Consider the following 13,737-nt stretch of genomic DNA (forward strand, 5'->3'; position numbering starts at 1 on the left):
CCCCGCCGCCGCCCAACCTCACTCTTCGATCAACAAGGGAGTCGTCCGATGGCCGGAGCCTCCGCGGTCCTGGAAGATTCGTCTCTTCTCAGCCGCCTAGACCGTGCATTGCTGCCGCTCGAGCGCCTGATGGCGCTGATCAGCGGTCTCTTCGTCTTCTCGCTGATGTTCCTCGCCGCATGGTCGGTCGGCGGGCGCAAGTTCTTCGGCGCCCCGCTGATGGGCTATGTCGACCTGATCGAGATGGCGATGCCCTTCATCGCCATCCTCGGCGTCTCCTACGTCCAGCGCGAAGGGGGGCACATCCGCATGGACATCCTCGTCGGCAACCTGCACGGGCGGCTGCTCTGGCTCTTCGAGACCATCTCGATCCTGCTGATCCTGCTGCTCATGCTGGCCCTGACCTGGGGCGCCTGGGACCATTTCGACCGCTCCTTCGACTGCGCCCGCCCGCTCTGCAGCCGTGACAGCACCATCGACATCAGCCTGCCGCTCTGGCCCGCCAAGCTGGTGGTCCCGGTCGCCTTCTCGGTACTCTGCCTGCGCCTCCTGCTCCAGCTCGTCGGCTACGGCCGGGCGCTGGTGCTGGGCCTCGACCGTCCCGCCGCGGTGCCGCTGAACCTCTCCGTCGAGGAGCAGGCGCGCGCCGAGGCCATTCATCTGGAGGGCCACGACTGATGGATCCCATCACCATCGGCCTCTGGGTCACCGGCGCCATGTTCGTCATGGTGGTGATCGGCATGCGGGTGGCCTTTGCTGCCGCCATGGCCGGCTTCGTCGGCCTCGTCTGGCTGCGCTGGAACGGCTTCGGCTACAACCCCGAGCAGTTCTGGAAAGCCCTTACGATCAGCGTGAAGATCGCGGGGCAGGTGCCCCATTCCAAGGTCAGCTCGCAGTCGCTCAGCCTGATCCCGACCTTCATCCTGATCGGCTACCTCGCCTATTACGCCAACCTCACCAAGGCGCTCTTCGAGGCGGCCAAGCGCTGGTTCGCCTGGGTGCCGGGCGGGCTCGCGGTCTCGACCGTCTTCGCCACGGCCGGCTTTGCTGCCGTATCGGGGGCCTCGGTCGCCACCGCCGCGGTCTTTGCCCGCATCGCCATCCCCGAGATGCAGGCGGTCGGCTACAACAAGAAATTCGCCGCCGGGGTGGTGGCGGCAGGGGGCACGCTCGCCTCGCTGATCCCGCCCTCCGCCATCCTTGTGATCTACGCCATCATCGTCGAACAGGACGTGGGCAAGCTGCTGCTGGCGGGCTTCATCCCCGGTGCCTTCTCGGCGGTGATCTACGCCAGCCTGATCATCGGCATCGCGGTGATCTGGAAGAACGTCGGCCCCCCGGTCACCGGCTTCACCTGGCGCCAGCGCTTCGCCGCGCTGCCTCCGGCGCTGCCCATCGTCGCGGTGGTCGTGATCATCATCTTCTTCGTCTACAACCCCTTCGGCGAGGCCTGGGGCACCCCGACCGAGGGCGGGGCGGTGGGCGCCTTCATCGTCTTCCTGATGGCGCTCTACCGCGGCATGCGCTGGGCCGAACTGAAGGACGCGCTGATCGAGACCGCCAAGCTCACGGTGATGATCTTCACCATCATCTGGGGCGTGCTGATCTACGTCCGCTTCCTCGGCTTCGCGGATCTGCCCGGCGCCTTCGCCGACTGGATCACCTCGCTGCACATGTCACCCATGCTGATCCTGGTCTGCATCCTGCTGGCCTATGCCGTGCTCGGCATGTTCATGGACGCAATCGGGATGCTGCTGCTCACCCTGCCGGTGGTCTACCCGGCGGTGATGGCGCTGAACGGGGGCGAGGGCGTCTCGGCCGCCGAGAGCACCTTCGGCATGAGCGGCACCATGTGCGCCATCTGGTTCGGCATCCTCGTGGTCAAGATGGCCGAGTTCTGCCTGATCACACCGCCCATCGGCCTCAACTGCTTCGTGGTGGCGGGGGTGCGTCCCGACCTCTCGGTGCAGGACGTGTTCAAGGGCGTCGCGCCCTTCTTCCTCGCCGATGCGGTGACCATCGCGCTGCTGGTGGCCTTCCCGGCCATCGTGCTCTACCTGCCAAGCCTCGCCTGACCGGGACGACAGAGCCGCCCCTGCCTTCCGGCACGGGCGGCTCCGCGACTGCTCTTCTTTGGGTCTTAAGTATCCCGGGGAGTGTGAGGGGCTGGCCCCTCACTCCCGCACTCTGGTCCGGTGCTGCCTCAGTGCACCGTGGCTCCGGCCGGCACGTCGCTGACCGCGATCCGCATCAGCGCGTGGCCCAGCGTCGCGGCAAGGCCGGTCAGGCTGGGGGCCATGTCGGCCCGGACCAGCAGGGTCGCGATCAGCATCGCGTCCTTGTGGTCTCCCGTCGCGGCGGCGGCGACGAAATTGGCAAAGCAGGCCTCGTCGCTGCCAAGGCAGCGGCAGCGCACGTCGTGGCGCAGGATCGGGCGGCGGCAGTGGCGCGCGCAGAGGCTGCAGAGATCGGCCAGCGCCATCAGCGCCCGGTGCCCGTCACTTGCCCCGAGGCAGCGGCGGAAGTCGTGCTCGACCCGGGCCTGCGCCGCGGGGCCGTCGTTCCACAGCCGCAGGTACATCACCGCGCCGGCCTCGACCGGGTCCAGCTCGGTCAGGTGGCCCACCGGCGCCCCGCCACGGCGCGCGGCTGTCATTTCGTCAGGATGAGCTTGCCCGCGCGAGTGATGCGCAGGGTGTAGATCTGGTTGTCCAGCCGGATCTGCGCCAGATTCCCGCCCTTGGTCAGGTCGTTCGCGTCGTAGACGGGAAGGGATTGGGAAACATCGTCACTGGTGGTTTCCAGCACGCGGGGCGCGGCGTGAGTCTGCATGGTCTGAGCTCCTGAATTTCCGATCGGGCTTCCCCTGGTGCAGACCTCGAACAGGCCGGGGTGGCTTGATGCGCTGTGCATTAGCTGACTAAAATTATCAGGTTTGTCAAGCGGCCTCTCGGTGAATTCCACGGGCGGGCCGGTCCCCGCCCTGTGCCGGGTGGGCCCGTGGGTGCGCATCGCGCCGAACCGGGGTCTTGGCCGCTTTTTTAGTCATCCGCCAAAGCGGCGAAGGCGTGCTCTGCGGGAAAAGATGCGAATCGCGAAAAAGTCGATAGTGTACGAACAATATTAAAAAAATCCGCACTCCCGGGCGTTTTCCGGTAAAGGGTGCGGGGGGCCGGAGGCCATGCCAAGGCCCGCGATAACTGGGACCAACAGAGAGCGCGACGACCATGCAAGATCTCAAGACTCACTCCGAATTCATGTTGCCCCGGCGCAAGCTGCTGACCGGGATGGCCGCGGCCGGAGCCGCGCTCGCGGCGCCCGGCCTCGTCGGTCGCGCCGTGGCCCAGTCGGGCGACGTCATCAAACTCGGCGCACCCTTCCACCGCACCGGCATCGGCGCCGCCTACGGCCGCTGGTACGAGCGCACCGCCAAGGCCGCGCTCGCCATCATCAACGAACAGGGCGGCATCAACGGCATGCCGGTCGAACTGATCATCGAGGATGACGGCACCGACCCGAAACGCGGCGTCGAGGCGATGGAGAAGTTCGCCGCCGAGCACAAGGTCGATGCGGTCTTCGGTCACCTGTTCAGCCACGTGGTCGCCGCCACCGCGCCCCGCGCGGGCGAGCTGAAGATGCCCTATTTCCTCTGCTCCGAGGGTCACGCGCTGGCCGCCGGGGCGTTCAACCGCTACACCTTCCAGCCCTGCATCACCGACGTGAAGAGCCAGATCAGCTCGATGGCGCCGTGGATGTCGAACAACCTCGGCAAGAAGGTCACGCTGATCTATCCCGACTACGCCTTCGGCTATGACCACCGCGACAACATGACGGCGGCGATGCAGGCGCAGGGCGGCGAGATCGTCGCCTCGATCGCGATCCCGCCGACCGAGACTTCCTACACCCGCTACATGCCGCAGATCCCCTTCAACACCGAGGTGATCTACCACGTCATGGTCGGCCCCGGCGTGCTGACCTTCGTCAAGGAACTGGGCGAGCACCTGGGCAGCCAGCGCCCCGAGATCTTCGGCTTCATCGACTCTCTCGAGGCCGTCGCGCTCGACATTCCCCAGCTCGACTACCTCGAAGGCACCTATTTCTGGGAGGCGATGCCGCGTTACGCGCAGGCCGAGCAGAACGAGTTCGACAAGTTCTACCGCGAGAAGGTGGGCGTCGATGCCAATGGCGCCAGCGTCGATGACGCCAAGGACGTCTCGACCTTCTCCCACATGTTCTCGGTCTGGGAGACGCTCTTCGCCATCAAGCAGGCGATGGAGATGGCCGACTACAAGGGACCGGACCAGAAGGTCGCGATGCTGGAGGCGATGGAATCCATCACCGGATTCGCGCAGTCCAACGAGTTCCCGCAGGGCGACAAGGTCTTCAACGGCAAGACCCACCAGGCCTTCGGTCACCAGAACATCTCGAAGGTGGTCGATGGCAAGCTCGAGCTGACCTACACCACCAGCATCGACGAAACGATGTACCCGGACGAGACCGACTATACCCAGATGTCGTTCTAGGGTCCGGTCACGTCCCGCGGGCGCCCCTGGCCGGGCGCCCGTTTCTCTACCTGCAACAGACCTCCCGATCGCGGCGCGCCCGGCGCGCGGGGATGGGCGGGGCACAGGGGTCTCATGAATATCGCTCCCTACCTCCTGCTGGCGACGCTCGAAGGGCTCGTGCAGGCGTCGGTCCTGATGCTCACCGCGCTCGGACTGTCGCTGGTCTTTGGCGTGATGCGCGTGGTGAACGTCGCCCACGGCGAGTTCTTCATGCTGGGTGCCGTCGGCGCCTGGATCTGCGCCACGCTGATCCCCGGACCGCCCGCCGTGGCCTTCGTCGCCGCGCTGGTGCTGGCCCCGCTCTTCGTCGGCGCCATCGCCTGGGCGGCCGACTGGGCCATCCTGAAGCGCATCGACTACAACCCCGAGGCCACCATCGTCGCGACCATCGGGCTGATGTATATCATCCAGCAGACTACGCTCTGGAGCTTCGGCCCGAACGCGCAGGCGGTCGATGCGCCGTTCTACTACACCCTCCGCTTCCCGTGGTTCGGCTACTCGACCTACAAGTTCTTCATCATCGGGGCCGCTGTGGTGCTGGTGGGCGGGCTGCTCTACTTCCTGCGCCATTCCAAGGTCGGCCTCGTCATGCGCGCGACCCAGTTCGACCGCGAAACCGCGCAGAACTTCGGCATCTCGGTCGGTCGGGTCTATTCCATCGTCTTCGCCGTCGGTGCCATGCTGGCCGCCATCGGCGGCGTGCTCGTCGTCCCGGCGCAGCAGGCGCATTACCTGATGGGCCACGACCCGCTGCTGCTGTCCTTCGTCGTCGTCATCGTCGGCGGGCTCGGTTCGATCCCCGGCACCATCGCCGCCGCGATCCTGATCGGGATGAGCGACGGGCTGCTCTCGGTCTTCTTCTCGCCGACGCTGGCCAAGATCTTCTCGACCCTGCTCGTCGCGCTCGTCCTCGTGTTCAAGCCCGAGGGCCTGTTCGGAAAGGCGGGGCGCTGATGGTCCTTCACAACAAGAAGCTGGCGGCGCTCTGCCTCGCCGTGCTGGTCCTGCTGTTCGCGCTGCAGTTCGTGCTGTCGAGCTACATGATCCTTGCCGCCACCCGCATCCTGATCCTCGCGGTCTTCGCGATGGGTTACAACATGCTGATGGGCTACACCGGACTGCTCAGCCTCGGCCACGCCATGTTCTTCGCCGCCGGGGTCTATGCCTCGGGCATGGTGACCTACTACTTCGGCGTCTCGCTGCCGCTGGCCTTTCTCATCGGCATCCTCGGGGCCTTCGCGGCCTCGCTGATCATCGGCCTGCTGGTGCTGCGCACGCAGACCGTCTCGTTCATGATCGTCACGCTGATGTTCGCACAGGCGGCCTACCTGACGACGCTCTACTTCTCGCGCTACACCGGCGGCGATCAGGGCCTCACGCTGCCGACCTCGGCGCGCAGTTTCCGCCTGTTCGGGCAGATCCTGGACATGACCTCGGACCTGACCCGTTACAACATTGCCTTCGCCGTCTTCGCGGTCACGCTGATCGGGCTCTACCTGATCACGCAGGGCCCCATCGGCCGTCTCTTCGTCGCGGTGCGCGAGAACGAGGACCGCACGCGGATGCTCGGCTTCGACACCTACCGCATCAAGCTTGTCGCCTTCACCGTTTCCGGCACTGTCTCGGGCATGGCGGGTGCGCTCTACGGGCTGATGTTCGGGTTCGTCGGATCGTCCTTCGCGGCCTTCCAGACCTCGATCGAGGCGCTGCTCTACACCCTGATCGGCGGCCCCGGGACGCTGTTGGGGCCGCTGCTGGGGACCACCGTCATGACCATGCTCATCGACCGGCTCTCGGGCCTGACTACCGCCTACCTCGTGGTGATCGGCGTGCTGCTGATCGTGGTGACCCTCTGGTTTCCCGCCGGCATCCTCGGAACCATCCGCAACAGGTGGCTGCCATGGCTGAAGTGAAATTGCTCCGGACGCAGGGCCTCGCCCGGCACTTCGACGGGATCAAGGCCGTGGACGGCGTCGACTTCACTCTGCACCAGGGCGAGATCCGCGCCATCATCGGCCCGAACGGGGCGGGCAAGTCCACTTTCGTCGGGCTGCTGTCGGGGCGCATCAAGCCCTCCGCCGGTCGGGTCGAATTCGCGGGCAGGGACGTGACCGGGCTGCCCGCGCACAAGCGGGTGCGCATGGGGCTGGCCTATACCTTCCAGATCACCAACATCTACAAGGAGATGACGGTGCTGGAGAACGTCGCCATCGCGGCCCAGAACCGCCTGCGCCCCAACATGCTGCGCCGCAATCCCGGCGGCGAGGCCGAGATCGAGCGCCTCGCGTCGGAGGCCGCGCGTTCCGTCGGCCTGGGCGAGATGCTGGGAGAGACCGCCGGAACGCTGGCCTATGGCCACCAGCGGCTGGTGGAGGTGGCGATGGGCCTTGCCCAGTCGCCGCGCCTGCTGATCCTCGACGAGCCGACGCAGGGCCTGTCGGACGGCGAGATCGCCAATTTCAACGCGGTGGTGCGCAAGGTGAGCGAAACCGCGACCGTTCTGCTGATCGAACACAACATGGACGTGGTGATGGCGCTGGCCGACCGGATCACCGTGCTGGATCAGGGCCGGGTGCTGGCCGAGGGCACGCCAGCAGAGATCACCGCCAGCGCCGCCGTGCAGGCCGCCTATCTGGGAGAGCCCGCATGAGCGTGATGACGGTCGAGGGCTTCAATGCCTATTACGGCAGCGCGCAGGCGCTGCGCGATTTCTCCATCGAGCTGCAGGCTGGCGAGATCCTCTGCCTGCTGGGCCGCAACGGCGCGGGAAAGACCACCGCGCTGAAGGCGATCATGGGCACCGTGCGCCCCGAGTCCGGGCGGCTGGTGCTGAACGGTGTGGACCTGACCGGCAGTCGCCCCGAGGAAATCCCGCGCGCAGGCATCGGCTATGTCCCGCAGGGGCGGCGGCTGTTCTCGGAACTCACGGTTTGGGAAAACCTCGAGATCGGGCTGATGACACGCGGGCAGGGCCGCGAGGGGCTGGACTATGCGCTGGAGCTCTTCCCGGTGCTGAAGGACCGGATGAAGCAGCGCTCGGGCACGCTCTCGGGCGGCGAGCAAACCATGCTCTCGATGGCGCGCGCCATGTGCGTGAACCCCACGGTGATGATGCTGGACGAGCCGACCGAGGGTCTCATGCCCTCGGCCATCGCCGGGATCCGCGATGCGGTGACGCGGCTGCGTGACGGCGGGGTGGCTGTGCTGCTGGTGGAGCAGAGGGTTGACGCGGTGCTGTCTGTCGCTGACCGGGTGGCCTTCATGGACCACGGCGAGATCAAGGCGCGGTTCCATATCGACGAGGTCCGGGACAACAAGGAGCTGCTGCATCGCTATGTCGGCGTGGGGCACTAGGGACGCAGAGTCTTGCGACAAGGGCAGCCGGGCGGGTGCTCGACACGGTCGACGGATCGCTCGTGTCGGAGCCATGCTTGGCCTGAACCTTCTGCCATCCGCCGCCCTTGCCCACGAGGCCTCGGGCGGCTTTGTCCTGCTGCTGCCGACCGGCTTCTACACGCTTGGCGCCGCGCTCGCCGTACTGGCCTCGCTGATCCTGCTGGCCGTGGTCCCGCAGGCCGGGTTTCATCGCCTTTATACCGGCTCGGTCAAACTGTTCCGCTGGTCGTTCCCCGATCTCGGTCTGCTCTCGCTGCTCTCGACCCTGCTGGTCTTTGCGCTGATCGCGGCAGGGCTCTTCGGGCTCAACGATCCGCTGCGCAATCCACTGCCGCTGGTGCTGTGGACGCTGGGCTGGATCGTCATGACGCTCGCCTCGGCGATGCTTGGCAACATCTGGAACGCGCTGAACCCCTGGACCGGGTTCGTGCGGCTGCTGGGCTGGGGTGAACGGCCCTACCTGCGGCTGCCGCGCCAGCTGGGCCACGGTATCGCGATCCTGCAGTTCGCCTGCCTCATCTGGGTCGACCTGATCTCGATCTACAACATGGACCCGGAGTGGCTGGTGCCGCGTCTTGGCTGGTTCTGGCTGGTGAACTTCCTTGGCATGGTGGTGTTCGGCGTCTCGGACTGGCGGGAGCGGGCCGAGCCGCTGAGTGTCTATTTCCGCCTTGTCGGGGCCATCGCGCCACTGAGACGGGACGGGGCCGGGAACATCCGACTTGGCCTGCCCGGGGCCCATGCCGTGGCGCTGCCGCCCCTTGGGGCCAGCGGCGTGGTCTTCGTGCTGATGTCGCTCGCGGCGGGCACTTTCGATGCGGTCTCGACCACCTTCCAATGGCTCGGGCTGGTGGGGCAGAACCCGCTCGACTTCCACGGGCGCTCGGCGGTCATGTGGCCCAATGCGTTGGGACTGCTGGCGGTGCTGGCGCTGTTGTGGATCGCCTATCAGATTTGCGTGCGGATCGGTGCTCGCCTTGCCGGGGCGCGGGGCGCGGTGGGCAACCTGCTGGGCAGGCTGGTCTATTCGATCCTGCCGATCTCGGTCGCGTTCCATGCCTCGCATTTTCTACCGCGTCTGATCGTGGATGCGCAGTACCTGCTGCAGGTCATCTCCGATCCGCTGGGGCGCGGCTGGAACCTGTTCGGCACCGCGCAGCTGCACACCACCACCTCGATGTTCGCGCGGCCCGAGGTGGTGTTCGTGCTGTGGAACCTGCAGGTCGCGATCATCACGCTGGGCCATGTCATCGGCATCTCGATTGCCCATGCCATCGCGCTCGACCGGCTGGGACACGGGTCCGCCGCGGTGCGGAGCCAGCTTCTGCTGGGTCTGTTCATGGTCGGCTACACGGCGCTTGGCCTCTGGCTGCTGGCCTCGCCACGGCTCTGAGCCCGCTCCACCCGGGGTTGCAAATCCGGGCGCTGGCCGCGTTGTCATCTGGCTGTTGCATCCGTGAACTACCCCCGAGGGACAAAATGTACTGGGGGTACCATGACTTATCGTATTCTCGGAACCGCGATGGCGGTTTCGCTTCTTGCCGTGCAAGCTGCCTGGGCGGATTGCACCCCTGACAACGCACCCAACGGCTCGATCGTCACCTGCACCGGCAGCGACACCGATGGCTTCGATTTCGAAGACCGCGACGAGATCGACATCACGGTCGAGGCCGGGGCGACAGTTTCGAACGGCAGTGAAGGTATCCGGACCGACGACGACCTGACCGCGAAGATTCACGGCAGCGTCACCAGCACCGGCAACAACGGTCTGCAGGCCGACAAGCGGGCGGACGTCACCGTCTACGAGGGCGGCTCGATCACCTCGACCAGCTCGGCCGAGGACGACCACGCGGTTGATCTTGGCGACGACGGCGAAGTCGACAACGCCGGTCTGATCAGCACCGACTACAACGATGGCATTCACGGCGATGCCGATCTGACAGTGACCAACAGCGGCACCATCTACGGCGGCGACGAGGGTATCCAGGCGGGTGACGGGCTCGACGTGACCAACGACGGCACCATCGAGGGCGCCGACGAGGGCATCAAGGGCGAGAACGGCACCAAGATCACCAACAACGCGACCGGCCAGATCATCTCGGGTGATCACGGCATCGACACCGAGGGCTTCGATGACCTCGACGTCACCAACGACGGCCTAATCCAGTCGGGCGGCAAGGGCATCCGCGCGGGCGCGGATGATGACGGCCTTGGCGGCACCGGTCTGGTTGTCGTGAACAACGGCACCATCGACTCGGTGGACGAGGGGATCGAGGCCGGGGACGGCGCGGACATCACCAACAACGGCCGCATCGAGTCGGACGAGGACGACGGTATCCAGCTTGGCGCGGGCGTCGTGCTGAACTCGGCCACCGGCGTGATCTATACCGAGGGCGGCGACGGCATCGACATCGACAGCGGCCTGATCACCAACCACGGCTGGATCGAGACCACCATGTCGGGCGAGGCGGGCATCGACGTGGACGAAGGCACGACCGAGGATGTCACCATCGTCAACACCGGGACCATCAAGGGCAGCTACGGCGTGCTCTCGGACCCGGCCAACACGCAGGGCACCATCATCACCAACTCGGGCACCATCGAGGGCTTTGACGGCTACGCGATGGACCTGGGTCAGGGCAGCGACTGGCTCAAGCTGCTGGATGGTTCGACCATCGTCGGCAAATCGGACTTCGGCACCGGGGACGACCAGCTCGACTTCCTCGGGACCGATTACGACCTTTCCGACGCGGGGCTGTTCGATGGCGGCGAAGGCACCGACCTCGTGACCTTCGCCATCGGCTTCGACGACATCAGCGCGCTGCTGCTGGAGGGCGAGAACCTGTTCTCGCTGACCTTCGGCGACACCACCGTACTGCTGGCCAACTGGGAAACCTTCCAGTTCTCCGACCGCAGCTTTACCGCTGCCGAGCTGGGCGCCATCGCGGCCGTGCCGCTGCCGGCCGGTTTCGTGCTGCTGGGCTCGGGCCTGCTGGGGCTGGGCGCGCTGCGCCGCCGTCGCCGCGCCGCCTGAGCGCCGACGAGACAGGACCAGGACATCGCCCGTGGCCGCCGGCCGCGGGCGATTCCTTTTGCCGAACGGGCTTTCGGGACAGCGTCCGACTACGCCGCAGCGGGATTTTCCGTCGACATCTTCCCGTAACGTCAGCGTGAGGGCGATCCGGGCTCCGGCGGGAAACAGCTTACGGTTTTCCCTTGTAAATCAGGGGATAGGCCATTTGTGGCCGATCCCGGGACCCGGCTTTCGGCGGGATCTTGATCGGTCTGCCGGAGAGGCACAGGTCTCCTGCGCACCGGGTGAGCAGCAAGCGGGATAACCCCGCAAGACCCCGGCGAACCAAGCATCCTTCGAGGTGCAGGACCAAGGAGACAAACATGAAACGTCTTGTGACCGCAGCAGCGCTGGCCGCGCTGAGCATCCCCGCTTCCGCCTATGCCGGCGACTGGACCGGCGCCTACCTCGGTGCCGGTGTGGGCAGCACCAAGGCCGACACCCAGAACCTTGACGACAGCGATGCCGTCTACTCGCTGCACGGCGGGTATGACTACGACATGGGCGAGTGGGTCCTCGGTGGCGAACTCGAATACAGCGATACCAACATCGGCGTTCCCTCGGTGGGCACCATCGACCAGATCGGCCGCTTCAAGGTGCGCGCCGGCTACGACTTTGGCCAGGTGATGGGCTACTTCCTTGCCGGTGTGACCCGTGCCGAGACCGACTTTGGCAATGACAACGGGATGAACTACGGTATCGGCGTCGCCTACAACGTGACCGACAACTTCGTTCTCAGCGGCGAATACATCCGCGACGATTTTGACAACTTCGCCAATACCGGCAGCGACATGAAGAACGACACCTTCCAGGTCCGCGCTTCCTACCGGTTCTGATGCCCTTCAGACGGTAGCAAGGATCGGGCGCCGTTTCCCTCGCGGCGCCCGTTTCTCGTTAATGGTTTGATGGCTTGAGGGAATGCATACATATATTGAATTTGGAATGTGATTGCCGCGACAGGGCTTAAAACCCGGTCGAATGGCAGGGCCGGTTCGCGGAGTTTCAGGTGCTTGGCCGGAAAATGTTTCGCGCGCGAAACAAGTTGAAATCCGGTTAAGGACGGTTGACCAGGGTTAACCGCTGGTCCCGATCTGCGTGGCGATGGCCGCCGTGTCGATGAGGGACCAGACCCGGTGGATGCGGCCCTCGTGGAGAGTGTAGAACACGTTCTCGTCGAACTGCACGCGCCTGCCGTTCACGGGGAGGCCGAAGAGCTCGCCGACCGGGGTGCAGTCGAAGTGCAGGCGGCTGGCGACGTTGGGGGGCTGCGCCACCAGCAGGGCGATGGTGAAGCGCAGGTCGGGAATGGCGCAAAAGTCGCCCTCGAGCATGGCGCGGTAGCCCGCCAGCCCCAGCGGGCGGTCGTTATGCGCGACCGCGTCGTGGACGAAGTCGCCCAGCCGGGGCCAGTCCTGCCGGTTCAGGCAGTCGATGTAGCCCCGGTAGAAGTCTTCCAGCTGGCCGGGTGTCACGCGACCGGCACCTCGGCGCGTTCGGCGGCAAACTCGCAGAGTCGTTCGAGCGCGGCCCCGAAGGCGGTGTCCTCGATCGTCATGGCGACGCGGACATGCCCGGCGGCGGAGCGGCCAAAGCTTTCGCCCGGCATCACTGCGATATGGTGGGTGTCGAGCAGCGCATGGGCGAATTCCTCGCCGGTCATCCCGGTGGCGCGGATATCGAGCATCACGTACATGGCGCCTTCGGCCGGGATCATGCCGACCGCCTGCTGCCTGCCGACGATCTCCTGCGCGATGGCACGGCGGCGGCGGAAGGGCTCGGCGATGCGGGTCTCGAGCTCCTGCCCGGCGTTGAGGGCGAAGAGCGAGGCATCCTGAATGAAGCCGGGAACACCGTAGGTCGTGGCAACCGAGAGATCGGCGAGGTGGGAGATGACCTCCTCGGGTCCGATGATCCAGCCGCAGCGCGAGCCGGTCATCGCGTGCGACTTGGACATGGAGCCGACCACCAGAGTGCGTTCGGCCATGCCGGGAAGCGCGCGGGGGCTCAGGTGGTCGCCGGACCAGACCTGGCTGTCGTAGACCTCGTCCGAGATCAGCCAGAGATCGTTCTCGATGCAGACCTTTGCGATGCCGTCCAGCGTCTCGCGCGAGTAGACCGCGCCGGTGGGGTTGTTGGGAGAGTTGATCAGCAGCGAGCGGGCCCCTTTCGCCAGCGCGGCGATGTCCTCGGCGCGCGGCTGGAAGCCGTCCTCGGCGTGGGTGGGGATGGCGACCGGGGTTGCCGCCGTGGCCCGGATGGTGCCGGGGTAGGTGGCGTAATAGGGGTCGATCATCAGCGCCGTGTCGCCGGGATTGCAGACGGCGGTATGGGTTGCGAAGAGCGCGGCCTGACCGCCGGGAGTGATCAGCACGTTCTCGCGGCGGGTCGGCACGCCGGTCCGCTCGGTCACGCGGGCGGCGATGGCGTCGCGCAGCGCGGGGATGCCGGGCACCGAGGCATAGCCGGTGTGACCGCCGGTGGCGGCGCCGTGCATGGCGTCGAGGATCGAACGGTCGGTGCGGACATCATGTTCGCCGATGGTCAGCTCGGTCACCGAGATACCGGAGGCGATCATGCGGCGCGCCTTTTCGAACACCTCCCACCCGTCGGAGCCGTCGGGATTGATATGGGTGATGCGGTGCGACAGCTTCATGTGGGGCTCCGGTCATGTGGTGCAGGGGGTGTATGGGTTGCAGGGAGAGG

At 66.1% G+C, this 13,737-nt stretch carries 14 protein-coding genes; 10 read left to right on the top strand and 4 right to left on the bottom strand.

The window, feature by feature from the left end; translation table 11 throughout:
* Nucleotides 1–48 precede the first annotated feature (48 nt).
* Nucleotides 49–678, top strand: coding sequence for a TRAP transporter small permease subunit (locus DDT93_RS02060; RefSeq protein WP_109464124.1), 630 nt, complete (start codon nt 49–51; stop codon nt 676–678).
* Nucleotides 678–2,075: a TRAP transporter large permease gene (locus DDT93_RS02065; protein WP_109464125.1), complete on the top strand. Its 1,398-nt coding sequence runs from the start codon at nt 678–680 to the stop codon at nt 2,073–2,075. The genes DDT93_RS02060 and DDT93_RS02065 overlap by 1 nt, the downstream gene beginning before the upstream one ends.
* A 128-nt stretch (nt 2,076–2,203) precedes the next feature.
* Here DDT93_RS02065 and DDT93_RS02070 read toward each other — a convergent pair whose 3' ends face one another.
* Both DDT93_RS02070 and hemP read right to left on the bottom strand, forming a co-directional pair.
* Nucleotides 2,204–2,656: a hypothetical protein gene (locus DDT93_RS02070; protein ID WP_109464126.1), complete on the bottom strand. Its 453-nt coding sequence runs from the start codon at nt 2,654–2,656 to the stop codon at nt 2,204–2,206.
* Nucleotides 2,653–2,832, bottom strand: coding sequence for a hemin uptake protein HemP (gene hemP, locus DDT93_RS02075; protein WP_109464127.1), 180 nt, complete (start codon nt 2,830–2,832; stop codon nt 2,653–2,655). Before hemP ends, DDT93_RS02070 begins: the two co-directional genes overlap by 4 nt.
* A 395-nt stretch (nt 2,833–3,227) precedes the next feature.
* Between hemP and DDT93_RS02080 the strand changes: the two genes are divergently transcribed.
* From DDT93_RS02080 to DDT93_RS02115, 8 genes are all read left to right on the top strand, one after another.
* A complete protein-coding gene (locus DDT93_RS02080) occupies nt 3,228–4,523 on the top strand; it encodes an ABC transporter substrate-binding protein (protein WP_109464128.1) in 1,296 nt (431 codons plus the stop codon).
* A 114-nt stretch (nt 4,524–4,637) separates the two neighbouring features.
* Nucleotides 4,638–5,519 (top strand): branched-chain amino acid ABC transporter permease, encoded by an 882-nt coding sequence (locus DDT93_RS02085; protein WP_109464129.1) that lies wholly within the window; start codon nt 4,638–4,640, stop codon nt 5,517–5,519.
* Complete coding sequence (locus DDT93_RS02090) at nt 5,519–6,478, top strand: branched-chain amino acid ABC transporter permease (protein WP_109464130.1); 960 nt, start codon at nt 5,519–5,521, stop codon at nt 6,476–6,478. The genes DDT93_RS02085 and DDT93_RS02090 overlap by 1 nt, the downstream gene beginning before the upstream one ends.
* Nucleotides 6,475–7,215, top strand: coding sequence for an ABC transporter ATP-binding protein (locus DDT93_RS02095; RefSeq protein ID WP_198654773.1), 741 nt, complete (start codon nt 6,475–6,477; stop codon nt 7,213–7,215). The genes DDT93_RS02090 and DDT93_RS02095 overlap by 4 nt, the downstream gene beginning before the upstream one ends.
* Before the next feature lie 2 nt (nt 7,216–7,217).
* Nucleotides 7,218–7,919, top strand: a complete 702-nt coding sequence (locus DDT93_RS02100; protein WP_198654774.1) for an ABC transporter ATP-binding protein — start codon at nt 7,218–7,220, stop codon at nt 7,917–7,919.
* 73 nt (nt 7,920–7,992) lie between these two features.
* Nucleotides 7,993–9,354: a hypothetical protein gene (locus tag DDT93_RS02105; protein WP_109464133.1), complete on the top strand. Its 1,362-nt coding sequence runs from the start codon at nt 7,993–7,995 to the stop codon at nt 9,352–9,354.
* A gap of 102 nt (nt 9,355–9,456) precedes the next feature.
* Nucleotides 9,457–10,995: a VPLPA-CTERM sorting domain-containing protein gene (locus DDT93_RS26865; protein ID WP_157960074.1), complete on the top strand. Its 1,539-nt coding sequence runs from the start codon at nt 9,457–9,459 to the stop codon at nt 10,993–10,995.
* Between the two features lie 362 nt (nt 10,996–11,357).
* Nucleotides 11,358–11,870: an outer membrane protein gene (locus DDT93_RS02115; RefSeq protein WP_109464135.1), complete on the top strand. Its 513-nt coding sequence runs from the start codon at nt 11,358–11,360 to the stop codon at nt 11,868–11,870.
* A gap of 237 nt (nt 11,871–12,107) precedes the next feature.
* Here the strand turns inward: DDT93_RS02115 and DDT93_RS02120 are convergent, their stop codons facing one another.
* Together DDT93_RS02120 and DDT93_RS02125 are read right to left on the bottom strand one after the other, a co-directional pair.
* Nucleotides 12,108–12,506: an ester cyclase gene (locus DDT93_RS02120; protein ID WP_109464136.1), complete on the bottom strand. Its 399-nt coding sequence runs from the start codon at nt 12,504–12,506 to the stop codon at nt 12,108–12,110.
* On the bottom strand, nt 12,503–13,687 hold the full coding sequence (locus tag DDT93_RS02125; protein WP_109464137.1) for a pyridoxal phosphate-dependent aminotransferase: 1,185 nt from the start codon (nt 13,685–13,687) through the stop codon (nt 12,503–12,505). Before DDT93_RS02125 ends, DDT93_RS02120 begins: the two co-directional genes overlap by 4 nt.
* Between the last annotated feature and the right edge of the window lie 50 nt (nt 13,688–13,737).

The sequence above is a fragment of the Albibacillus kandeliae genome (assembly GCF_003116585.1).
Taxonomy (GTDB): domain Bacteria; phylum Pseudomonadota; class Alphaproteobacteria; order Rhodobacterales; family Rhodobacteraceae; genus Albibacillus; species Albibacillus kandeliae.

What these genes read in the sequence shown, in the direction of transcription:
- DDT93_RS02060 (WP_109464124.1), top strand. Translation starts at nt 49, where the DNA reads ATGGCCGGAGCCTCCGCGGTCCTGGAAGATTCGTCTCTTCTCAGCCGC.
- DDT93_RS02065 (WP_109464125.1), top strand. Translation starts at nt 678, where the DNA reads ATGGATCCCATCACCATCGGCCTCTGGGTCACCGGCGCCATGTTCGTC.
- DDT93_RS02070 (WP_109464126.1), bottom strand. Translation starts at nt 2,656, where the DNA reads ATGACAGCCGCGCGCCGTGGCGGGGCGCCGGTGGGCCACCTGACCGAG.
- hemP (WP_109464127.1), bottom strand. Translation starts at nt 2,832, where the DNA reads ATGCAGACTCACGCCGCGCCCCGCGTGCTGGAAACCACCAGTGACGAT.
- DDT93_RS02080 (WP_109464128.1), top strand. Translation starts at nt 3,228, where the DNA reads ATGCAAGATCTCAAGACTCACTCCGAATTCATGTTGCCCCGGCGCAAG.
- DDT93_RS02085 (WP_109464129.1), top strand. Translation starts at nt 4,638, where the DNA reads ATGAATATCGCTCCCTACCTCCTGCTGGCGACGCTCGAAGGGCTCGTG.
- DDT93_RS02090 (WP_109464130.1), top strand. Translation starts at nt 5,519, where the DNA reads ATGGTCCTTCACAACAAGAAGCTGGCGGCGCTCTGCCTCGCCGTGCTG.
- DDT93_RS02105 (WP_109464133.1), top strand. Translation starts at nt 7,993, where the DNA reads ATGCTTGGCCTGAACCTTCTGCCATCCGCCGCCCTTGCCCACGAGGCC.
- DDT93_RS26865 (WP_157960074.1), top strand. Translation starts at nt 9,457, where the DNA reads ATGACTTATCGTATTCTCGGAACCGCGATGGCGGTTTCGCTTCTTGCC.
- DDT93_RS02115 (WP_109464135.1), top strand. Translation starts at nt 11,358, where the DNA reads ATGAAACGTCTTGTGACCGCAGCAGCGCTGGCCGCGCTGAGCATCCCC.
- DDT93_RS02125 (WP_109464137.1), bottom strand. Translation starts at nt 13,687, where the DNA reads ATGAAGCTGTCGCACCGCATCACCCATATCAATCCCGACGGCTCCGAC.